Source organism: Sinanaerobacter chloroacetimidivorans (assembly GCF_018128545.1).
Classification (GTDB): domain Bacteria; phylum Bacillota; class Clostridia; order Peptostreptococcales; family Anaerovoracaceae; genus Sinanaerobacter; species Sinanaerobacter chloroacetimidivorans.
This window is the reverse complement of record NZ_JAGSND010000012.1, coordinates 39,801-63,820: the sequence shown is the minus strand read 5'-3', so window position 1 is coordinate 63,820 and position 24,020 is coordinate 39,801. Positions and strand designations below refer to the sequence as shown.

The following is a 24,020-nucleotide window of genomic DNA, read 5'->3' as shown; positions in this document are numbered from 1 at the left end:
ATTCACCACGCTTCACCGCCCTTAATATGTCTTTAATATTTGTTGTATTTTATTGGCGTTTACTCTTTTATATATCTTGCCATTAATGCTGATGACCGGCGACAAGCCGCATGCACCCAGACATCTCATGACTTCAAGTGAAAATTTGAGATCCTTTGTGGTTTCTCCAACATCAATCCCCAAATTTTCTTTCAGTTTTTCTAGAATCTTTTTTCCGCCTCGAACATAGCAGGCAGTTCCCAGACAAACCTTTATTGTATATTGACCCTTGGGTTCGGTTGAGAAAAACGAATAAAAAGTAACGACTCCGCTCACTTTAGAAACAGGCAGATCCATTTGTTCAGCTATAAACTTTTGGGTTTCATAAGGTAAAAACCCAAAAATTGTCTGGGCCATATGGAGAATTTGAATTAGATTGCTCTCATTTTTTTCATATTCGTTAATGATTCTGGTTAATAAAGCATACTTTTCTTCCTCATTCAAATTATGGCACTTACATTCATGGTCAAGCTGTGACATTAAAACACCTCCATTTAAGTTTGAGCTTCAAAAGGAATAGTTTGATATTTATCTAACGTAAAGCAAGACTTATGCCAGCTATTTGGAGGTTCATTTTCTGCCAATCTTGGATTTTATTGAATTATTTTAATGCATCAGTGCATCCAATAAGGTTTGTCCGAATTCCTTTCATTTCACCCCAATCACTCTAAAGCTAACTATTCGATTCAATAATAAAAAAATAATGCGGCAGTGCATTATGAATGCACTGCCGCATTAACCGGTAGATCATCATTTATTCTGATCTTGTATATGTTTTAACTTTCTCACAATCGTCGACTGATTTACACCCAATACCTCCGCCATTTTATAAGTATTGCCGTAAACCTTATACGCATGGTTGATAATTTGTTTTTCAACCTCTGAAATAGCCTCTTTAAGCGGCATGATGTTATTTACTATAATCTGGCCGTGCTGAGTATTCGAAACCTGCTTGACATAAGGGGGAATATCCTTTAAGGAGATTTCTGAATCCTTTGATATAACTACAATTCTTTCAATTAAATTTTCAAGTTCTCTGACATTACCCGGCCAATAATAGCTCCCAAGGATTGTCGGTACATCCGGGCCAAATTCCTTTTTGGTTCCGTATTGCTTATTAAAGACATCCAGGAAATGATAGGCAAGAGGAATGATGTCTTCTTTTCTCTCTCTCAGCGGCGGAATATGTATTGAAATCACGTTTAAGCGGTAGTATAAATCCTCCCGGAACCTTCCCTCCTCCACCATTTTTTTCAGATCATTATTTGTAGCGGCAATGATTCTGACGTCAACTGATTCACTTTTTGAAGCACCGATCCGCCGCACGTTTTTATCCTGTATGACTTGGAGTAGTTTGACCTGCAGGGATAAAGGCAGATCTCCTATTTCATCAAGAAAAATCGTCCCCCTGTTTGATTCCTCGAAAAATCCGATTTTACCGTCTTTCTTGGCACCGGTAAAAGCTCCGTATTCATATCCGAAAAACTCCGATTCCAATAAGTTTTCCGGAATAGCGCCGCAGTTCACTTTCACAAAGGGACCTTCTTTTAAAGGACTCAAATTATGAATTAGTCTGGCAATTACATCTTTTCCCACACCGGTTTCTCCAAGCAGAAGTACAGTGGATTTAAATTTCGCTGCTTGCGCAGCCAGTTCCAATACCTTCCCGAACTCTTTACTTTCTGTGATGATTCCGGAATAAGTAGAGGTATCTTTTTCATTCTTTTTCAGAACATTATGAGTCAGCCTGCTCAGTTCCTCAATGTCCCTGATATTGGTTACAACCCCCACTATTTCATCTTTTTCACTAAAGATTGGATTACCGGTTGCAATGAATTTGCGACCATTTTTGCATTCTTGTAAAAACGTAACTCTTCTTTTCTCTTTTAATGCAAGCAATGCTGCGGAAGGATAGACCGTTCTGCCGCCTTCTAATGCTTCTTCTGTATCGGGTATTTCCCCGATTCCAACCATATTCCTCCATGCAGAATTTGCTTTGACAATTTTGCCCGCTGCATCGCATACGATCATACCGTCATAAGAAGATTCAAAGATGGCATTTAACTGTTCATTCAAATGATTCACGGTATCAAAGGCATCGCTGATTTTCAGATAACACTCGTTTTTTTGAGACAGCAGGTAAGGGATACACATCTCCACTTCAGCAATCCCCTGATAAACTGCTATGGCCTTTTCCCGGCATGAATCATATCCGCAGGCCCCGCAATTTAATTCATCCTCCTCACTGTATTTATCGATTCTTGCAAGAATATCCCGAACGCTTCTTTCATCGGGCTGGCTCAAAGGGATCATTCTGTTATGAAAAGTTCTTCCCCTATCAATATCGTAATGCTCCCTGAAAGGTATTTGGTTTGATATCACGTCATTTCTGACAATAAAATCAGATATGATCTTACGCCTCTCCTGAATCAGCAGATCGTTATCCATACAAGCTCCGTCAATGCAGCCTCTGCAGCTCAGCACGTCATAGATTTGAAAGTCCTGTTCCCCTCTCCTATCAGATCGCTCTATATGTTTAATAAGCTCGATGCAGTTTTCAATGCCGTCACAGGAGTTCAAGCTATCTTCGGGAAACCTGCCTTTATAATCTGATATAATCCCCCCCGAAAAGGGTATTTGCCTACCTTTTGGGGAAGCCGTATAGTATGGAATGGTTTTCTCTGTGAGATGATCCTTATTACTTCTATCAATGTCTGCAAACAGCAGACATATTTCTTCATAGGTTAAAGCCGCATCAATGCACCCAAGATACTGATCCTGCATGATTTCATCTTTTTTCGCTATACAGGGACCAATAAAGACGATCCTGACATCTATGTCTTTATATTTTTCCCTTATGATTCGTCCAGTTACAATCATCGGTGAACTAATAGGAACCAGATTGGATATGAGTTTTGGAAAATGCTTTTCAATTAAATTTACAAAGGTAGGACATGGAGAACTGAGCAAGGTCTTGTTGGCATTGGTTTCTGCATATTTGGCAGTGTCATCGATTACGTATTCTGCTCCGATAGCTGCCTCCCAAACTTCATCAAATCCAATCTTGCCCAAATTCCGAATCACTTCTTCGGGGAAAAGAGGATAGAGTCCCGCCGCATAGGAAGGCGCCAGTAATGCAATGGTTTTCTTTCCCGAACTCAGTATCGATTCCGTAGCCGGAATATAATTCTTAATTTTCTTTGCTTTACGGGAGCAGTGCTTTACACAATTGCCGCATTGAATACATCTGGACTGAATTACTTCAGCCTTTCCGTCTTTGATTCTCACCGCTTTTACAGGACAGTTTCTTACACACGTATAACACTGTTTGCATTTGGAGCTATCGGTAACGATAACAGATTCGGACATCTTATCACCTTCTTAATATTGTTATTATTAAGAGCAGATCCCTTGAAGAAAGTTTTTTTATCGCATAACGATGTGTTTTATTCATTATACTCCAATTTGATATTCTTTACGAAAGCATTTTAAAATTTCTCACGAAAAAACCTGCCCCTAAGGGCAGGCTTCTTGTCTTTTTAATTTGACGCTGCATATACGCTTTTACCTGCTTCACTAAAAGACATATGATACCCAAAGACTTCAAGCACCGGGCGGGCAGGTAAGTAGGTTCTTCCATTCTTTATGATAGCCGAAGTGTCCATTTTTAATATTTTTCCATTTACAGAATACTGATTACTGCCAATATTGATATGAAGACGAGTTCCATTAAGATCAGCGTCAACGGACAGAACCTTTCCTTCGGAATCTGAGATATAGCTGACCTCTGCACCAATGGTTTCAAGCAGCTTGCGTACCGGAACAAGGGTTCTGTTATTCTCATCTATAAACGGCATCCCCAATCCGTCCTTTAAACTGAATGACAGTGCCTTATTGTCGATTACAACCCATATATACTTGTTGATTTCCTCCCTGTTCAGTCCGTCCATCGCAGTAAGGGTGTCATCGATCATCGATACTACGCTGGTTTCATCGTAGGTATCTTCATTGACATCAAACAGCATCACACCGCCTGCCTTTCTAAGAGCAATCATCGTCTTTTCACGAAGAGTATTCAAACCGTTATAGGTGGATTCATAAGGCTCTGTAGCAACATAATCCCTGTATGCATTGTCCTTATCCATTGCCACCAAGAATCTGTACTGCTGCCAGCTTGGCCTTGCATAAAGAGGCATGCCCAGGATCAGCTTTTCTGCCGGTACATTTCGATAGGTCTTCCAATAATTGATGGATGTATTGGCAAACCAGATGGGACTGTGATTGGGATCGTTTCTTAAATCATAGCACATCAAGCTGATAAAGTCGAAGCACTCAATTGTTTTATCTGTAACAGCCGCCAGTGCTTCCCATACATTTTTGCCGTCCGTACTACCTGTTCCAGGCAACGCCGTTGATAAGCCCTTTCCCAATGGTTTCAGTTTTTCTGACAACAACACAATGGTCTTTTCATAATCGGCACTACTGGCATACGTCGGATACTCCCAGTCCATTTCAACACCGTCAAAGCCATAACGCTGCACAACGTCCACAATCTGATCCGTAAAGTTTTCTCTCAGCTTATCATCTGCCCCGATTTTCTCAAATACGGAAACCAGAGGCGGTCCGTTTTTTTCTGAATATCCACCCACAGAAACGTATACCTCCGTACCCGCGTTATGACACTTTTCAATCAGCTGCGTCAATTCATCCGGCTCCTCAAAGGGCTTGCAGGTACCATCCGCCGTAGGTATCAAAAAACCGTACATGATGTGTGTTAGTTTTTCAGCCTGCAGCTTTTCCACCGGTACATCAAACCATTCCCCGCAATAATAACCGATCACCTTAAACTCATCGGTGCTATTGGTTTTCATACCGCTGCCGTTATTGCTGCTATTATCACCGCCAAAGCTGACAGTAGGCAGCAGCATCAAAATTGCCGCCGCAATTACAACCGTATTAAAAAATAATTTGCTGCTCTTTTTCTTTAATCCCATTTTACTGCATCCCTTTCCTTGTTTAAAAATAAATTGTTTACTTGTCATTTTCTTTTCGAATCAGCTCTTCCATCTGTTGTTTTGCTTCCGGAGACAATGCATCTATTAGATAATTGCGGTCTATTCCCTGCATTTCCAGATATTCCTGCCTGATTCTTTCATTGGCCTCTTCAATCTCTTCTTTCAGTTCTCTGGCGGATAATAAGAAACATCCTGCCCCCCTTACAATCATCTGCTGTAAACCGTCTGACGTTGCAACCTCTATCCTGTATTTCTTCTTGTTGTCATGGGCAAATTTTTCAATATACTGGTCCGCCGTCTGAGCTTCCCTGGTATATACGATATGGAGATTATGATAGTCGATTACTTCCTCGCGATGCCCCTGAACGCGGTAAGCATCAAATACAACGATAATCTGACAGTTTCGGATACCCTGATAATTACTTAGTGAATCAAGCAGCTTCATTCTGGCTCCGCCCATATTCTCATCTGCAAGCTCTTTCAATTCCGGCCATGCATAAATAATATTATAGCCATCCACAAGGAGATACTCTTCTTTGGTTTCCATCTGTCTGCCGGCATAGGCAGCAGGTTCATCATGTCTTCCTGAAGCAGGTTCATAATGCCTTTCGCTGGCTGCAATGCGTCTCTTCCAGACCGATTTCTTCCCCTGGTTCGAATAGAAGGTTCTATTGATAATCTGATCAATTTCCTCTAAACTGATCCCCCTCTCCCCTGCGGCCGCGGTTGGATTTTGAAGTGTTTCTCCTGATAAACCGTCTTTTTTCTGAAGATAGCTTTCAACATGCATATAGTCCTTTACTTCATCCCAAGCCACCAAAAACCCTGCACCCTGGGCACAGAACACAGAGCCTGTCGGATTTCCCATATCATTTTCCGCATCATATCCGATACTCGCTATGACCTCTTCCTCATTATGGCATGGTCCGTACCCTTTCAGGCTGCAAAACAATCTGCCAAGGCCCCTCGTATAGGCAGTTACCTCCTGCTGATAATTTCTCATGGTACTAACAGGTGCGCTTCCCTTCAGGATTGCCATCTCGCCGTCAGTCTGCGAGATTTCGCTTGTGCCATGCATTTTCTCAACGTCGGTCATCGCTCTTCCAACCATTTTCTCAGGCAGCTCCAGTTGAAAGTCGTAATAGGGCTCCAGCAATATGGATCGGGCCTCCTTCAAGCCCTGGCGCACCGCACGGTAGGTGGCCTCCCTGAAATCCCCGCCTTCCGTGTGCTTATTGTGTGCTCTGCCTGAGACTAAAGTAATTTTCATGTCTGTAATCGCTGACCCTGTCAGAACTCCTTTATGCGGTTTTTCTTCCAGGTGGGTTAAAATAAGTCTTTGCCAGCTTTTACCCAACACATCCTCACTGCAATTTACTCCAAACTCCAGGCCGCTGCCAGGCTCACCCGGCTCCAGCAACAGGTGAACCTCTGCATAGTGCCGCAATGGTTCGAAGTGTCCTACCCCTTCTACTACGTTGAGAATGGTTTCTTTATAGACAATTCTTCCTGCACCGAAGACCACTTCAACTCCAAAACGGCTTTGTATCTGGCTCTGCAGAATTTCAATCTGCACCTCCCCCATGAGCTGTGCCTGAATTTCCTGCAGCTGCTCATCCCAGACAAGATGAAGTTCCGGTGCCTCTTCTTCGAACTGACGCAGCTTGGGCATTATCGCTCTTGGGTCACAGCCTTCCGGAAGGATCATCTGATAAAAGAGTACGGGTTCCAATACTGGCTTATCAGAAGCTTTCTCTCTCCCCAAGCCTTCTCCCGGCTTGGTTTGACTGAGCCCTGTTACTGCGCATACAGAGCCCGCCTGTATCTCATTCACCGCCTCGAATTTCTGACCGGAATAGATGCGAATTTGATTCACTTTCTCTTCCCAAATGCCATTCTTCAGGAGATCCTTCACCTTCAGGTTTCCGCCTGTAAGCTTCAGGTGCGTGAGACGGTTTCCCTGCTCATCTCTTGTTATTTTGAATATTTTAACCCCGAATTCATCGGGATAGGAAGGAATCACGGCATACTTTACGATCCCCTGTATCAATTGCTCAGTGCCTTCCAATTTTAAAGCCGAGCCGAAAAAGCACGGAAATACGCTGCGCTCCTTGACCGCTCTTTTTATCTGTGAGGTCTCAATCTGGCCTGTTGCCAGATAGGCTTCCAGCATCCTTTCGTCACACATGGCCAGTTGGTCGTAAAATCCGTCGGTCTCAACCGGCCCAAATTCAACGCATCGGTCATCCAGCTGCTTTTTTATTTCCTCTATTAGCTTGTCCTTGTCCGTCCCATTCTGATCCATCTTATTCACGAATATAAAAACAGGGACCTGATACCTATCAAGCAGCCGCCATAATGTTTTGGTATGTCCCTGTACGCCATCAGCACCGCTTATCACTAAAATGGCATAATCCAACACATGAAGGGTTCTCTCCATTTCTGCCGAAAAATCTATATGCCCCGGAGTATCCAGTAAGGTAATCTGAGTCTCACCGATTTCAAATACGGCTTGCTTGGAGAAAATGGTGATTCCTCTTGCCCGTTCCAGCTCATAGGTATCCAAGTAAGCATCCTTATTATCCACCCTTCCCAATTTTCCAATTTTACCGCTCAGATACAGGATACTCTCTGAGAGTGTCGTCTTGCCCGCATCCACGTGTGCTAATATTCCGATGACTAATTTCTCCATAATCTATTTTAAATCCTTTATTTTTGTCTGTTTCAAAAGATATCCTTTTCGCAGCTTCGTTTCACCACACCTGAATAGGGATGATCGTCAGAAACCGCTGAAATCTCAATCAATTCTCCTGATTGTATCATAGCCTGCACCCTTAAGAACAGCCAGCTGTCAATGACGCCTGGTATTTGGTTTAATGTTCTGCCAATCAACTGTGCAACCCGAAACTCTCCCTCAGGTATGTTGGATCGAAGTGCAAAATCATAGAAGTCCACCGGTACACTAATGACTCTTCCATTGATTATCGTACGTAAAGGAGCATTTTCATGCGTCAAATAACCCCAATTATTTGCATAAACTCTACGTTGTAAATCACTTATAGACTCCTCATACTCAGTGAATGCTCCAAAATCTTCTGCAGGTACTTCTCTGGTGCTGTGATAACGGGTGATACTGTTGTCTTTCTCAATCTGCGCAGGTATACGTACAACAGAAAGAGGTGTCTGTGAATCTGACATCAAGCGGCAGGTATAATACAATCCGCATACTTCCGCAGGATCATCGGAGCATATCCACATTCGTACAGGCTCCAGTGTTGTTCTTGCTTCCTGAATCCGCATCAGTGCATTCATATTCGTTTTCCATAATTCATCAGACGCTCCCGGAAAGTCCGCAAACAAACCGTCAAGCAGCATTTTGCGTTTGATTATGTCGGTATCCATCTCCGCAATATCACCAATATCCAATGCAAGGGTCAAGGCCTCAACATCCTTCGAACAGCCTTCCATGGTGATACCAGACCAATTGCGGGGCTTCTTTGCTTCACGCCGTTCTTTTTTGGTGCCGCCAAACACGGCAATTGTACCAGATAGACGTTCTCCCCGTTTCATCGATTTTGCCAGTTTTAGTGCACCGGCAGGACTTTCTCCAAAGGCAAGTTCAATCATAGAAAGGCTCCTTTCTTGCTTTTGTATCCATTCTTAGTATACCACAATTATGTACGTACTTGTATGATTATGTTGCAAATATCAGCTCTGGGCCAATCTGTACTAAATGAACAGTTGTTATCATATTCTTATAAAAGAATACCATGAAAGAGGGGTGAAACTCGTTGGTCCATGTTAAAGTTCGTTTACGGCCTGTCGTCAGTGATTTAAATATGCCTACTGTTATAAAAACAGCTATTCTTCCGGGGGACTTAACTGAAAGATTATTTATTGCAACCCAGATAGGAGAAATCTATTACGTAGGAAATGGAGTTATAGAGACTTTTTTAGATATCCGTCCGCAAATCCTGGATTTAGGTACATCCAACGGCGGATATGATGAAAGGGGATTACTGGGACTGGCGTTTCATCCCGACTTTTATGATAACGGTCTGTTTTATCTTCATTATTCAGCAGCGGGAACACAAGGTCCGGGTGCTCTTCCCGGATCATTTCATCCTGACCCGTGCAACCCCGAAACCTTAAACCAAAACTGGATCGATAGAGAAATTCAATATGATCATATTGATACCGTTGAAGAATGGAGTTTACAATTGAATGGTCAACCTCAAAAACGGCGGACATTACTTTATTTAAGAAGGCCTTTTTCAAATCATAATGGTTTCAATAGTTTAAATTTTTCACCGGAAACAGGAAAGCTTGTTTTAACCACCGGTGATGGCGGATCAGGCTATGACCCATTTAATTTAAGCCAAAATGATATGGAAATAGCCGGCAAAATAATTGAAATTGATGTGGCTGTGAATACATTTATCGATAATCCGCCCGTCGTTACACGTTTTGACGAACTTCCCGCACCGATTCCGGAAACCCTTACGGTAATTGCCAAAGGGGTTCGAAATATACCAGGCATTTCGTTTCAAAGATTTCAGAATCAGTTTATCAAATTTGTAGGTAATGTAGGACAGGATCTGGAAGAGTCGATTTTTTCATTCTCTGATTACAAACCAATACCGGTTACTCAGCTTGTTCAAGCGCCTTTCACAGAATCCGGACCTGACAGAGAAGGCTTTATCAACTTCGGATGGCGCGGGTGGGAAGGTTCGTTTCCTACTTCAATCATAAGCGGCTGTGCTGGAAATCCTGCGTTGGATGAGAAAATAGTTGCTTATTACGATGAAGCAGTTAGAACTTCCGCACAGCGTCTTCGCCCTCTGACCAGTTATTTTCATAAGGATGCCCGCTCCGATAAGTTTGGGGCAACCGCACTTACAGGAGTCCAACCCTATATGGGGAATGACATTCCCGATTTAACGGGAAGTATTTTATTTACTGATCTGGCTCGAAATGAAGGTTCTTCACCACCTGCAAGAGGGGTTCTTGCTTATACCTGGTTACGGGCAGATTGTAAACAAAATGATTTCAGCGTCATTGAAACCGATTATGATTTTGGGTCTCAATCAGCTTATTATGTCGGTTTGGGAACAAATCTGGATCAAACCAGGCTGTATTTAGGGGTTTATGGCTCTATGAGAGTGGCTGATCTTAACCAAGGGACTGTTTTTGAAATTGTTCCATGAGTCACCTTCAGCGTAAATTATTCCATGAGTCACCTTCAGCGTATCCGGACAGAGCTGCTTGGTAGGGCTTGGGCACCAAAAGAGAGAAACGACTTCTCCCAACTGTCAACATAGGACCCTGTCGCCCACTCGGCCATGATTACGGCGGCTCCTTCCTGCAGGTCAATCTCCCCCAGCGGGTTTTCCGCTAATTGTTCAGAACCAATAGGGTAAATCATCAATTTATTTTTCGTTTTAACCAAAGCAATATCCTTATTCGGTGAAGTAAAGGCATCCATGGCATCAGGAACCCGGTCTTTGATATGATGCCAGCTTAAAACCAGGGTATCATAGAAAATCAAATTAGACGGCGGGATAATCTTGAGATCAAAGTCTGTTTGCGCAATCTCCCCGCCGCTTTGATGGTTGATTCTACCCACAAGAAACCAATGTCCGTTTTTCCTTACGAGGCCGAAATTCTCCCCGGAATCATCTCTGTCAATCAAACGAACCCCTTTGTCGCTTAATGCCTCAGCTGCATGCTCTCTTGCATACAAATAAGCGCTTAATCCCTTGTCCCCCATCAAATCGGAAACCTTGATTTCCGTGGCAGACGATAATTTGTCCACCGGCAATACCTGCAATTGTCTCACTCCGTCATGATCTTTTTCAGTGGCTATATAATCATTGCCGATATAATGGATGATTCTTACAGCCGGCTCAGTACCCTCCTGCGCCTCCGTTCCATCTTTCTCCTTCTTCATCTCAGGAGTTTTTGTCTCCACATTGCGGGCCGTCAGCAGATTGCCTGTCTTTCCGCCCGCAGAGATGTCCTGAACACGAAGCTGCCAAAACCCGCTGGTACGCGGGAAAAAAATCTGTTCAGCCGCCAGAACCGGGTGAAGCTGGTGATGATCGGCAGCGACCCAAATCGTACGGTAGATATAACCGCTGCCTGAAGGAATCCGCAATCCCAACAGGACACCGGATGTCCCTTCATTGCTGTCCTGATTCAGATCTTGTACATTTCTGTCGGCTGTTCCCAGCAGGCCGTCCGCCTGATCCGAAACCTTTTTCAATAAAAGGCCTTTGTTTTGTACAAAGGAAATCATGTTTGCATCGTCAATTTTCATAAATTCGCCCAGAAAATTGGAAGCGGCATAGACCGTAATGACATCGACCTCCTGGGTTTCCGGAATGGAAACATCGGAAAATGGAATATATTTTGTCATTAAATAATCTGCCGCATTTACCCTTTTGATTTTATAAGAAAGATTGTCCCATACATGCCCGCCGAATGCGACGGCACCTGCAGTAAATTGCACACTGCTTCCTTCCCATTGCAACGTTGTCTCTCCTGTATTCCCGTTTTTATCCAACTCTTGAATCACGGTCCATTTTCCTCCAAGAGGGGAGGTTTGATTGGGCGGGGGTATAATCTTACCGGCCGATGAGCCTGAGGAATTGGCACAGCCCCCAAGCATCAAAACCAAAAATGCAAGGAAGAGAAGCAGACATTTTTTAACCATTGGCTCCCACCTCTTTCGGCAAGGTAATCACGACAGTTGTCCCCACATGAACCTCGCTGCTGATTTCCAGCCGCCCCCCCATCAGGATGACAATCTCTTCACAGATGGATAAACCGATCCCGTTTTGGGAATGTGAGCTCTTGCCTTTATAAAACTTTTCTTTCACCATGGGCAGCTCTTCGGCAGCAATGCCGCACCCGCTGTCCGTAATGGTAAACGTATATTCTTTTTCTCTGATCTCGGTCTGAAAGTGGACAAATCCTCCGGCATCCGTAAAATTTAAAGCATTATCCAGAATATTGATAAATAATTGCTTTAAACGGTTGCCATCTGTTAACAAAGGGGACATGTTTTCCGGATAAGCAACGGTAAAATCAATGCTTTCCCGAACGGCCCGCGGCGTCAGCTGTTTTCGGATATGTTCCAGAAGATCCGTCAGGTTCACTGTTTTATATTCAAGCTTGATTCTGCCGGAAATAAACTTTGAAAAGTCAAGAAGCTCTTCTACCATCTGAGTGAGACGTTCACTCTCTTTGGCAATAATGCCGAGGCCGTCGTGAAGCATCTCTTTCTGCTGAAATTTCTCACTTTGAAGCGTAATAGCCCAGCCCATAATAGAGGTCAGCGGGGTGCGCAATTCATGGGATACCGAAGAAATAAAATCATTTTTAAGCCTTTCCTTCTTTTTAATTTCATCGGCCATGTAGTTCAAGGTATCTGAAAGCTTTCCGATCTCATCATCCCGTTTTTTCTGACTCTTGATTTGAAAATTTCCTGCCGCCATGCTTTCGGCAACAGTCGTCACTTCCTTCAAAGGGACCAGAATGGTATTCGCTAAAAAAATACTGAGCAAACCGACAATCAAAACAACAAAAATCCCGATGGCGATAAAAATTTTCATCGTGCTCCGAATGTCTTGATCGATGGCATCAGTAGAAGCAATCAGACGTAAGGCTCCGACAATTTCTCCATCCGACTTCAAAGGATAGGCTACAGCCATAACTTTCTGGCCGTTTAATTTGCCTACCCATTCCCCCATCCTGTCATGTAAGGCATCCTGAATATCATCCATCGGCTCTCCTTGTCCGGGGATCGTCCCCAAGGAGTCCATGATAATCTTCCCTTCCCGGTCGACAATTTCCACTTCGGCATTGCTTTGATTCCAAAATGCATCGACATTATAGAGGATATTATCTTCCAATGAAGTATCGGAATAATATTTGGAATACATATCCGCGCTGATTTTGACCTGATTCGTCAGGTTGCCCTTTAAGCTGCCGTAGTAATTTTGCTGGACAGTATAGATCAGCAGTACTTCCAAAATAGCCACCGAAACCAAAATTACAATCATGAAATTCGCCGTCAGTCTCCCTCTGATCCCTTTCATGGAAGCCTCCTGCCGGACTGAGGCTGCCATCGATAGCCGGAACCCCAAACGGTTTTAATATGTTGGGGTTCAGAGGGATTGTCTTCGATTTTTTCCCTCAGCCGCCTGATATGCACATCTAAAGTTTTCGTATCGCCAAAATAATCTTCTCCCCAGACAGCATTCAGCATCTCGTCTCTCTTCAATGCTTTTCCCGGATTTTCCATAAACATTTTCAATAAAGAATATTCCGTAGGGGTCAGCTCCACTTCCATATCGTTTTTGAGCAGTTTGTTGGCGGCAGTGTCCAAGTGCAGATCACCGCAAACATAGGCCGTTTTCCCGGTTTCAAAACGGTTCCTGCGTCTTAGCATTGCTTTGATTCTGGCAATTAATTCAAAGGGATTAAAGGGCTTGACCATATAATCATCCGCTCCCAGTTCAAGACCCATTATTTTATCCGTATCCTGTCCCTTTGCCGTCAGCATGATGACGAGCGGTTCCGGCATGGTTTCACGAATGTGCTGGCAGACTTCCAGCCCGTTAATTCCGGGCAGCATCAGATCCAGCACAACCACGTCGGGGCGCAGCGTCGTGAGCAGTGCCAGTGCAGCCTCTCCGCTCTCTGCTTCTCCGACTTCATACCCGGCCATCTCCAGATTCAGTGTGATAAAACGCCGGATAGAAGCTTCATCTTCAACAACCAATACTTTTATCTTATTTTCGTGCATATCCTTATTCCTTTGGTTTTTTAGTATTATATCATAAATTGGTGAGCAATTTATGATTCAATAAACGCTTCTTTGCAGCGACGCTGCATCTCAATGGCTAGCGTTCATTATATCATAAATTTGATAAGGCTTCGAACAAGATTTCCCCGTAGGCTTCCGCACCCTTCCTGTTCAGATGTACACCATCCGGATAAAAGTAATCATCATGGCCGCTGCTGGCTGCATACCAGTCTATCAGCTTTGTATTCGGATAAGACTCCGACACCCTTTTCAGCGTCTCATTCACCACCGTTTCCCAAGGCTTCGGGACACGCGTATTTACCAGGACGATTTCCTCGGCTTCTTTCAGGGTATCCAGTGTTTCAGCTAACTGTTTTTCCGTAAATGAACCGTTTGTTCCTAATTCTATAATCACGATTTTCCCGAGTTTCCCTTCTTTTTGAAGCCTTGAAACGACGTCCGGAGCCTGATGCATCTGTCTGCCGATCTTCGCATCGATGACAATGCCGGGCAGACGTTCCAGCAAAACCGATTCTACATCGATCATTAAGGAATCTCCAATAGCTGTAATATCATCCCCTTTGATATCACCCTTCTGATCTGCCGCAGCTGGTTCCCCATCCGTGGCAGGTTCGTCCTTAGGATCTTCCTTACCCTCTGCAATAACTTTATTTTCGTCCGTTTGGGTTTGCTTTTCAGTCACCCTGTCTTCCATTTCAGTCACCCGGGCTTCCATTTCAGCCGTATTGTTCTCCGTTCTCTCTGATAAATCCTTTGCCAAAGTCTGTATCCCTTCATTGGCAGTCACAAACAACACTAAAAAAATCAGAAGGATACTAACTGAAATTTTGATGCTGAGGGCCATTGGCCTCCGCCACCGCTGAAGGTCCGACGGCCGTTTCCGAAATGGTTTTCTTCTTCCGTATCGAATCGGCTCCTCGATCAGGTAGCGAGACAATACCGTCAGAAGCATGCTCACCGCGATTTGCCACAGTGTACGTGAAAGGTCCGGGCCTTCCGTATTCACAGCGGGGCTTGTCAGCACGATAACCGGATAATGCCATAAGTAAAGCCCATAAGAACACTCTCCCAGCCAACGCAACGGGCGCCATCCGAAAATCCTGCCCAGATAGCTTGCAGGGTGGGCCAGAGCAGCCACCAGACAAGCCGCCGCAGCAGAATAAAGCAAGAGTCCGCCCTGATAGAGAAAGGGATGGTATTGGTTGGTTTTCATAATCATCAAAAGTACGACCAACAACCCCATGCTTCCTACCGCGTCAAGGGTCACTCGCTTTTTGCCGGACAGGTTCGCAGTCATCTGACCGCTGGGCCATACCATTGCTAGTACAGCCCCGACGAGCAACGCGAAAGCACGTGTATCCGTTCCATAATATACCCGGCTGGGGTCATGTCCAGGTATATAAATCAGCGTCATCGCCGCAACCGAAATCAAAGCGACAACAGCTGTTCCCCTGATAATCCATTTTCGCTGCGGAAAGCAGCGCAGCCCTAATCCCAAAAGAATCGGCCAGAAAAGATAAAATTGTTCTTCTACCGCCAAAGACCAGAGGTGCCCCAAAGGAGACGGCGGGCCGAAGCTTTCAAAATAAGATACTTGATGGAAGATCAGATACCAGTTGCTGCAATAAAATATTGCGGCTAACGCTTCCTGCTTCAAGACTGCCAGACGTTCCGGAGCGTACAACGCAATCCAGGACATCACGCCGGCCAGCATCAAAAAAAAGGCCGGAAGCAGACGCCGGGCCCGGCGCAGCCAGAAATCTCTCAAATCAATGGATCCGGAGTGTTCCCATTGGGTCAGCAGGATGTTGGTAATTAAATACCCGGACAGTACAAAGAACAGACTTACCCCTAAAAGCCCTCCCGGTGCCCAGGTCAGATTGAGATGGTAGGCCATTACCGCAAACACCGCCAAAGCCCTTAGCCCATCCAATCCCGGCATATAGCCGATGGAAGCCACCTGTGATCTTCCTTGATATAAATTCCATTGATTCGTTTTCTTACTGCAATTCATGTTATCTTCACTCTCCACTTGTGTCAGGCCTCGGATTTTTTCCATCATAGCCAATTTTCTTTCTTTATAGCCAATTTTCTTCCTTTTTACCTTACCAAGTTTTGAGTTTCAGTGCTTTACAAAATACTTAAAATTCTTTACGAAAATGTTAAATAATTGACATCCGGTACACAGCAAGATATGATAGAAGTGATAGTATACTGAATATGATTATTGGAGGGATACCATCCGGTTGGGGCGAAAATCTGCACGAACCGGAAAAGAAAGAAGGAACAGTTTACAGATAAAAATGTCTTTTACCTTTTTTATGAAGGCATTTTTTGTTGTAACTGCTCTCCTTTCTGGTGGTATCTCCTTTTATTTTCCAGGGGATACCGTATAAGCGGTATCCCCTTTTGCAGTATGCTATCAAATGATTTATTTTAGAAAGGAAGTTGCTATGCTTACTTTAATAGACTTAATAAACACCGACAGACTTCCTGCACCATACGAACAAGGTGCGGAACTCTGGAATGATCTTCATATCTCTAAAATGATGCTGGAGGCGCACCTTTCACCACAAACCGATGCCGCAAGCTATAAACCGGAAAAAATACAAGCCATTTGCGAATATTTCATCCAAGCAACAGGATTAAAAACCGGTAGCTCTATAGCGGATCTGGGTTGCGGTCCGGGTTTATACAGTTTTCAGCTTGTTCAGAAGGGATATCAACTGACTGGTATAGACAGATCGGAAACCTCTATCCGGTATGCAAGAAATCTGAATCGAGGTAAAAATGCGGACTTCATCATTTCAAGTTACCTGAGTCCTTTTGGAGACAACCAATTTGATAGTGCACTGTTAATTTCCCAGGACTACGGTGTTCTTAGCCCGGACAGCAGGAGAATTTTACTGAAGAACATACACCAAGCGTTAAAACCAAAAGGATTTTTTGCTTTTGACGTTTCCACTATGAGTGCTTTTGAGCACCGAAAAGAAAGAGCTGTATCAAAGTGGTATGCTTCCGATTCAGGCTTCTGGAGGCCCCATCAGCACTTCGTTCTTGAAAAAACCATAATCTACCCGGATATTTCTGCACTGTGCGATCTTGCAGTTGTAATAGATTCTGAGATAAAGTCTTATTATATCTATCAGTCTTTCTTTTCCCATAAGTCCATACAAAAAGAACTGGAAGAAAATGGTTTTCATGTAGAAGCAATATTATCTAATTTATGGGGTGAAAAATACTGCGAAGATTCGCTTGTAATAGGTATCCTTTGTTCCAAAGCATAATGTGGTATTTTTATTCTGGCATGCCAGGCAGCCCCCGGCTATCTTGGCATGCCTTATTTTCATTTTATATGCAATCCCTACTGTTAAAGCGGAATTTATCGAATACAGGCCTGAACAAATTTTACAGGAACATCCATCCTCTGTGCAGCTTCCTCAACTGTCATACCACTGTCCAAAAATCGTTTACATACTGCTTTCAGGTTTTCTCCGACTTCGATAATATGCATATCCGGATCATAAAAGCGAACAACTCGCTGCCCCCACCGATGTTCGTATACAGGGTGAACATATTGGATATTTTCCATTTTATTGAGCTTTTCGATAAAATGATCAAACTCATCTTCTTCAAAATACAATTCCGAATTGTTTCCTCCGAAACGGATGCAGGTATCATCTTTCCGAATAAACTCTTCCCAGCTTTCTCTGGTCTGCAATGCGACACCGCCTGTTAGAGTTATATTTGCCCCAAAATTTAAAATAGTCCTTAAACCAAGAGCTTCTTTGTAAAATCGCTGAGATTTTTCAATCTCTTTTACAACCAGCATAGGGCCCTTAAACTTCATCATCTTTCCTCCGTGTAAATTTATTTTTTCTTCTTCGGTTTTGGAATCGGAATAACCGGCTCCAATAAAGCGATCACTTCTTTGCTGAATTCGGAATGATCTATGTCCAATATATAATGCTCTTTTGCCCCGTCATAAGGAAAGCCTGTCTCTGCGTCTTTCATCTTTTCGCTGATACAGTCAAGTTTTTTTACAAAAACCGTATTATCACATACGAGAAGTATCGGTTTTTCATTTATATAAACCATATACTCTCCAAACATCTTCTTGTATCTGATAGTACCAATCCCTCTGATCTGTTCACAGACATATTCTATAAAATCTATCGTCGTTGCCATACCTTCTCCTTTCTTCATTCCACCGTTTATATTGCTCGATTCATAGAATCATACGCGCTTGGAATTCTATCATTTTCCACAATCAAAATTATATTTTATATTTGAGGTTATTTCAATGTCATCTCTTAATAACCAATTTTCCCTATTGACAATAAAGGTTTATAGTTATAAACTAACCATGGGGTTTATAACCATAAACCTGATTGGGAGGTATAGAGAATGGAAAATCTGAAACTTTGCGAAAGTGACTACCGATTTATGTTGGTTGTATGGGAAAACGAGCCGGTGGCTTCGGGCCGTCTTGTGGCGCTATGTGCTGAAAAGCTCGGCTGGAAAAAGCCCACCACTTATACTGTGCTGCGAAAAATGTGCGAAAAAGGACTTCTGAAAAACGTGAATACCGTGGTAAGTGCTGTTGTTCCTAAAGAGCAAGTACAGGCCTTTGAGAGCGAGTGTTTTGTTGAAAGGGCCTTTGAGGGCTCACTGCCGCAGTTTCTCACCTCGTTTCTCGGTGGTAAAACCATCTCGAAAAAGGAAGCCGACGAACTCAAACGCCTGATCGATGCACATAAGGAGGGATGATCATGGAATCGTTGTTTCTGAAGGTATTAAACATGAGCATTACAGCGAGCTATGTCATCCTGACACTGCTTTTTATCCGACTGCTTCTGAAAAGGGTTCCGAAAAAGTATTCCTATCTATTATGGTCTGTGGTGCTGTTTCGTCTGATTTGTCCGGTATCTTTTTCCTCCGTATTCAGCATCTTTCAAACGAAGCCCTTTGATATGACAACCGCTCAGAGAGGCGGCGGGGCGGCACTTCATTATGTCCCCGCCGATATCGGGTATATGAGCACGCCAAAGGTAACGGTAGGCATCCCCACCATGAATTCTATCATTAGTGAAAGCCTTCCGGCAGCTGCTCCATACGCCAGCGTCAATCCTCTCCAAATATGGATACTGCTGGGCACAATCCTTTGGTGCACTGGTATCACCGTGCTCCTTGTCTACAACACGATCACCTATATCCGTCTAAAACGCCGCATGGCCACTGCTGTCCGGCTGGAAAGCAATGTTTATGAATCCGACAAAATTCGGTCGCCTTTCGTTCTCGGCTTTATCAGACCTCAAATTTATATTCCCTTCGGCTTGGGCGAACAGGAGCGTGCGTACATCCTGCACCATGAAAGGTACCATTTGAAACGGAAAGACCATCTGATAAAACCGTTAAGTTTTTGTGTGCTGACTGTTCACTGGTTTAATCCTTTTGTCTGGCTTGCTTATCTTCTAATGACAAAAGACATGGAGATGAGCTGTGATGAAAAGGTGTTGTCGGAAGCAGATGAGGACATTATTTATGAATACAGCACGTCACTGCTGTCCTTTGCAGCAAACCGGCGTTTTCTGGCAGCAAGGCCGCTTACCTTCGGGGAGATTGGCATACGGGAGCGTGTGAAGAACGTTCTGAGGTTCAGGGAGCCAAAAAAATGGGTGATCCTCCTTGCCGTCATCCTATGTTTTGCCACCGTTGCCGTCTGCGCAGCCAACCCAATGCAAAATAAAGAGGGAAAGAGGAGCGCTGAGTTGAATGGCAATTATGCGTTTGAAAAGCAAATCTATATGAATCCGCTCAGTTCCTTTATTGCTTTTGATGGGTATAGAGAATACTACACTATTACTGAAAATTCACTCATTCTGATAGATGAGGCCGGCAATCAGCAAAGGATTCCTGTTACCTATACGCAAAACGAGGTAGATGAAAGGGCGTTTGGGAATGACTTTATGGTGGAAAATATGGGCGTTCCTGATATTTCTGCATACAAAGAGCGATATCAGTACACGTTAACCGACGCTTCCGGTGCCGCTGTTTATCGAATTTATCAGCTGGATGATGAAATATGGCTGGCACGTCTGCATATGGACAATGTCAATACTCAAAAGAGCAGATATATCTGGAGTATTTACAAGATCAAAAGGGTCGACGGGGAAATTCCCATAAAAACCTCTGTATACGGAACACAGGATGGTGTTAAGGACTTTCTGTCATTGCAAGGGGATTTTAAATCGGGATACAACACCGATACATGTTATAACATCACACCAGTAACGATCAAAGAGAACTCCGACTATAGGATCTTTAAATATGACACCTCCTGTGCTTCCTTTTTGCTATATGAGGGTAACATATACCCGCTCGGCGAATGGTTCGGCGGATTCGGTGTAACGAGCATGGCTCTGGCAGATATGGAAGGGGATGGAGTGCCGGAATTGTATTTCACTTACTCATGGGGCTCCGGGCTCCATCGGTCTCATGCGGCATATTTTAACCCGGCTGCAAAGCAAATCGTAACCTTTGCGTATACACATCCAAATGGGGATATGATGATCACCTATAACAACGACGGCAGATTGTCCCTGTATGCCGGGTTACTATCAAGAATGAAAAACTTTGTAAATTTTGACATCGAAAGTACGGATTTTATTTCGGACATCGTTTATAGAAATCATGAAATTTTATTAGACCAGTAACATACAACCTGCAAGCTCTCTGTTCATCACACCAAATACCGTTATAGATGTCACGGCAGCTCTAATCGTTATTGTATATCCTGTACAGGAATACCGCTGCTTCCGCCCTTGTTGTATTGCCTCTTGGATTAATCTTGCCGCCGCTGCCTGTAATCAGTCCTTCCTTGACAACAGAGGCTACTCCGTTCACGGCATAGGCTGCTACCAGGGATTTGTCGGCAAACTGGCTGAGGTCCGAAGCCGTACCCTGTGCGTCAAGCCTGTTCAGCATTCTCAGGGCCCGTTCGGTCAATACCATCATGTCCTGCCTCGTGATACCTGCATCGGGGCTGAATTTGTTGTTTCCGGTACCTCCGGTGATGCCGAGCTTTCTGGCAGCGGCGATCTCCTTATAGTAATAGGCATCCTTGCCTATATCATCAAAATTCCCGTCAGCCTTCGCATCGGCGCCCAGGGTTCTGACCAGACAGTACAGGAAGTCCGCCCTTGTGATGTTTGTCTGGGGTGCGTATTCTGTTTCCGAGATCCCCTTCAGGATCCCTTTGGACGCAAGGACCTCAATGGGCTTCTTAGCCCAGGCCACTCTTCCCAGGTCGTCATAGGTCTTTGTCACATAGACCACAGTAAAATTGCTGAAATGTGTGGTACTGAAGGTTACGGTTCCCGTTGCAGGGTCATACCTTCCCGACGGTACTTCCGCCACATTGCCCCTGCCGTCAATGTACCATACAGTAATATGCTCCGAGTCGGCAAGCTCCTGGGCAGTAGGTTGATATGGGATACTCACCGTCACAGGCGTGTTTTCATTGCTCCATGCATAAGGCTTTCCGTCCAGTTTCAAGCTTAGCTGTATCACCGGCCTACCGCCAATCCGTTCCCTTGCTTCTTCATTGTCAATGTCTGACGAGTCCGTCTGTGCAACGGTCAGGGACACCTTTTCAGCGCATGCCGCAGCCTCCTGCTCCAGCATGCCGCCGGACAGAGTGACCGATGCGAACCCGGTTTTTATTACAAACTCCGTGCCTGTGCCGGAGGAGGTCAGGGCGCTTGCGGGCAGGGTAGGCTCATATGCCTTCGCGCCTTTTTCTACGTTTATTGTAATTTCTACAGCCCTCTTTCCGTCACTGTTTTTTGCAACCCTTTCAAAAGCCTTATTCAATATGGAAGTCCCTATTTCTGTTGCTGCTATGAAGGTATTTTGATTGAACTTGGGTGCAGCCGTTATATTTCCGGCAGAATCAATCGTTACGAGCTCTGATGTTCTGGCTCTGCCGCCGGTATCAGGTCGTCCTGGTATGATTGCAATATCTTCAATGTCAATTTGAGCTGAAACCTGCTGATTATCAACGGATACCATGATATTGGCTGCACCTGGACGATTCGCGGTGAAAGCAGTTGATGCCTGACCATCAACCATTGTTCCCGACAAAGGGTTGAAACTGCCAAGGGGTGGAATACCGGATTCATCAAACGCTACGTGGATTCCATCCGGTATGTGTCCATTGGAAGGTGCATAATAATTGCCCTGATTATCATACAGTAAGTCTGCTGTTACCGTTGAAGACTCACCAAGATCAAGAACTTCCCGGTCCCGGCTTACAGTAAGAACCAGCCATGTGGCAGGTGTTAAACCGATACCTGCTATTTTCCCATCCGATCCTTCGTTATCCCCCCACCAGTTGTTGGCAATATTCATAGTTCCGCTGCTGTGGCTTATTTGGCTATTGCCGGGCATATTGCCTGTGATTCTGTTAAAATGAATCTCCGCATTGCCGCCATCATTGTAAATGGCGCCGCCATCCGTTCCTGCCGTGTTATTGCTGAGATCACAGGCCTTCAACATCAAAATATCACAATTGTAGATGGCACCGCCATTTCGGTTAATGCCCGTATTGGTTCTGTTATCGGTAAAGTTACAGTTTATCGCTTCCAGCGTGCTGCTTTCTCTGAACCATGGTTCATCATTATAAATAGCACCGCCGTTGTTATCCGCAAGGTTGTTGATGAAATCACAGGTATCCAGTCTCAAAATGCAATCAAAACTGCAGACGGCACCGCCTTTTCCATCGCCGGACCACGTGCTGGTTACACGGTTGCTTTCAAAAGTACTGTTGCTTATATTACAATCATCAAAGCCCGTATAGAGCGCGCCGCCATACCCTGCAGCACTATTTTGTACGAGTATACTTTCTTCCAGGTTGAATTTGCCGTAATTTACAATTGCACCGCCGTAATTTCCTCCTGTATTATTTGTAAAAGTGCTGCCGGTGACGATCAGTGTGGCGTTTTCACCATTGTGTACAGCGCCGCCCGAATCTGCGCTGTTATCTGTAAAAATACTGTCTTCAACCGCAGCAGCAGAGGCGAAACTAATGGCCCCGCCATCTGCGGCTGCCGCATTGCTAATAAAAGCACAGTCTTTCACCAACACTTCATCAGCCGAACTGGATATGGCCCCGCCGCCTCCACTGTTATAATCGGCGGTTGCGCTGTTATTGGCAAAAGTACTGCCCTCAACGGTCAATAAACCTGTGGAACTGCATATAGCGCCGCCGAAAGGAGCCGTGTTGCCTGTAAAAGTACTGTCTTTAATCTCCAGAGTAGCGTACCAGTCACTATAAATGGCGCCGCCCCAATCCTGTGCAACATTATTTAAAAAAATACAATGATTAATTTTCAAAGTAGAATTCTCATAATTATAAACAGCTCCGCCGACAAAAACATCATTGCCTTGCGCGGTATTGCCTGTAAAAGCACAATCATTTACTGTTAAAGTCCCTTTATTAAATATGGCTCCGCCGCCGAAATAAAAATCAAAGCCGCTGACAGTGCTTATCTGACCGTTTGCCATTGTTATATTACGGATAGTAACGTTTCTGCCAGCCGAAATTGTGAATATTCTGCTTGCCTGCTGAGCATCAATTACTGTACCGGCCAGGCTTTGACCAATCATTGAGATGTTCTTGTTAATTGTTATATTTCTGTTGTTTGCTCCTGTGTAGCTGCCATCTGCAATGAACAGCGTTCTTCCGGCCTGGACACCTGAAACGCCTTGTTTAATCGTTGAATAAGCCCCTGGCTGAGTCCCGTCAATAACAATGCCGTCAGGGAATGTGACGGATTGACTTGAATTGCTTGCCCATCCGCTGTATACATACGCATCGCCCTCCGCAGGGGATGATAGAATGCTGAATCCCTCTTCCTCTGCCCATGATGTCATCGGTATTGCGGCAGTCACCATCATGCAGATTACAATAAAAAACACCGCTATTTTGTATAAGCTTGCCTTCCCCATATCCTTACCTCCTGGTTTTTCCAGGTATTCATCAGTCGGAATAAATTATTCCGGATTCTTAACCCTGGGCGATTTTATAGCATAATTATTCTATTTCTTTTGGAAGACGCATACATTGACAT

At 44.2% G+C, this 24,020-nt stretch carries 16 protein-coding genes; 4 read left to right on the top strand and 12 right to left on the bottom strand.

The annotated features are described in order from the left end of the window. Positions 1-21: 21 nt before the first annotated feature. The 5 genes from KCX82_RS15840 to KCX82_RS15820 form a co-directional block, all read right to left on the bottom strand. On the bottom strand, positions 22-519 hold the full coding sequence (locus KCX82_RS15840; protein ID WP_227019465.1) for an NADH-quinone oxidoreductase subunit NuoE family protein: 498 nt from the start codon (positions 517-519) through the stop codon (positions 22-24). Between the two features lie 270 nt (positions 520-789). Then, complete coding sequence (locus tag KCX82_RS15835) at positions 790-3,408, bottom strand: sigma 54-interacting transcriptional regulator (protein WP_227019464.1); 2,619 nt, start codon at positions 3,406-3,408, stop codon at positions 790-792. 170 nt (positions 3,409-3,578) lie between these two features. Continuing rightward, on the bottom strand, positions 3,579-5,081 hold the full coding sequence (locus KCX82_RS15830; protein ID WP_227019463.1) for a glycosyl hydrolase family 18 protein: 1,503 nt from the start codon (positions 5,079-5,081) through the stop codon (positions 3,579-3,581). Further along, entirely contained in the window at positions 5,071-7,746 is a 2,676-nt protein-coding gene (locus tag KCX82_RS15825) for a translation factor GTPase family protein (RefSeq protein WP_227019462.1), read from the bottom strand. Before KCX82_RS15825 ends, KCX82_RS15830 begins: the two co-directional genes overlap by 11 nt. 32 nt (positions 7,747-7,778) lie before the next feature. Next, positions 7,779-8,681 carry a DUF3658 domain-containing protein gene (locus KCX82_RS15820; protein WP_227019461.1) on the bottom strand — a complete coding sequence of 301 codons (903 nt, stop codon included), beginning with the start codon at positions 8,679-8,681 and terminating at the stop codon, positions 7,779-7,781. Positions 8,682-8,845: 164 nt separating this feature from the next. Here KCX82_RS15820 and KCX82_RS15815 point away from each other — a divergent pair, with 164 nt between their 5' ends. Next, entirely contained in the window at positions 8,846-10,261 is a 1,416-nt protein-coding gene (locus KCX82_RS15815; protein WP_227019460.1) for a PQQ-dependent sugar dehydrogenase, read from the top strand. A 35-nt stretch (positions 10,262-10,296) separates the two neighbouring features. Here the strand turns inward: KCX82_RS15815 and KCX82_RS15810 are convergent, their stop codons facing one another. The 4 genes from KCX82_RS15810 to KCX82_RS15795 all read right to left on the bottom strand — a co-directional run bounded on the left by KCX82_RS15810 (position 10,297) and on the right by KCX82_RS15795 (position 15,949). Next, on the bottom strand, positions 10,297-11,769 hold the full coding sequence (locus KCX82_RS15810; RefSeq protein ID WP_227019459.1) for a hypothetical protein: 1,473 nt from the start codon (positions 11,767-11,769) through the stop codon (positions 10,297-10,299). Beyond that, on the bottom strand, positions 11,762-13,156 hold the full coding sequence (locus KCX82_RS15805) for a sensor histidine kinase (protein ID WP_227019458.1): 1,395 nt from the start codon (positions 13,154-13,156) through the stop codon (positions 11,762-11,764). Before KCX82_RS15805 ends, KCX82_RS15810 begins: the two co-directional genes overlap by 8 nt. Next, the gene (locus tag KCX82_RS15800) at positions 13,153-13,866 is read right to left on the bottom strand and encodes a response regulator transcription factor (protein ID WP_227019457.1); all 714 of its coding nucleotides are present in this window, start codon (positions 13,864-13,866) and stop codon (positions 13,153-13,155) included. The genes KCX82_RS15805 and KCX82_RS15800 overlap by 4 nt, the downstream gene beginning before the upstream one ends. Before the next feature lie 112 nt (positions 13,867-13,978). After that, positions 13,979-15,949 (bottom strand): acyltransferase family protein, encoded by a 1,971-nt coding sequence (locus tag KCX82_RS15795; protein ID WP_465250671.1) that lies wholly within the window; start codon positions 15,947-15,949, stop codon positions 13,979-13,981. A 391-nt stretch (positions 15,950-16,340) separates the two neighbouring features. Between KCX82_RS15795 and KCX82_RS15790 the strand changes: the two genes are divergently transcribed. After that, a complete protein-coding gene (locus KCX82_RS15790) occupies positions 16,341-17,174 on the top strand; it encodes a class I SAM-dependent methyltransferase (RefSeq protein WP_227019456.1) in 834 nt (277 codons plus the stop codon). 95 nt (positions 17,175-17,269) lie between these two features. Here the strand turns inward: KCX82_RS15790 and KCX82_RS15785 are convergent, their stop codons facing one another. Beyond that, complete coding sequence (locus tag KCX82_RS15785; protein WP_227019544.1) at positions 17,270-17,737, bottom strand: VOC family protein; 468 nt, start codon at positions 17,735-17,737, stop codon at positions 17,270-17,272. A 20-nt stretch (positions 17,738-17,757) separates the two neighbouring features. Continuing rightward, the gene (locus KCX82_RS15780) at positions 17,758-18,075 is read right to left on the bottom strand and encodes a TfoX/Sxy family protein (protein WP_227019455.1); all 318 of its coding nucleotides are present in this window, start codon (positions 18,073-18,075) and stop codon (positions 17,758-17,760) included. 219 nt (positions 18,076-18,294) lie between these two features. Between KCX82_RS15780 and KCX82_RS15775 the strand changes: the two genes are divergently transcribed. Beyond that, positions 18,295-18,657: a BlaI/MecI/CopY family transcriptional regulator gene (locus KCX82_RS15775; protein WP_227019454.1), complete on the top strand. Its 363-nt coding sequence runs from the start codon at positions 18,295-18,297 to the stop codon at positions 18,655-18,657. Positions 18,658-18,659: 2 nt separating this feature from the next. After that, positions 18,660-20,603 (top strand): M56 family metallopeptidase, encoded by a 1,944-nt coding sequence (locus tag KCX82_RS15770; RefSeq protein WP_227019453.1) that lies wholly within the window; start codon positions 18,660-18,662, stop codon positions 20,601-20,603. 61 nt (positions 20,604-20,664) lie between these two features. On the opposite strand, the gene KCX82_RS15765 is transcribed toward KCX82_RS15770, so the two are convergent. After that, positions 20,665-23,898 carry an S-layer homology domain-containing protein gene (locus KCX82_RS15765; protein ID WP_227019452.1) on the bottom strand — a complete coding sequence of 1,078 codons (3,234 nt, stop codon included), beginning with the start codon at positions 23,896-23,898 and terminating at the stop codon, positions 20,665-20,667. Positions 23,899-24,020: the final 122 nt, after the last annotated feature.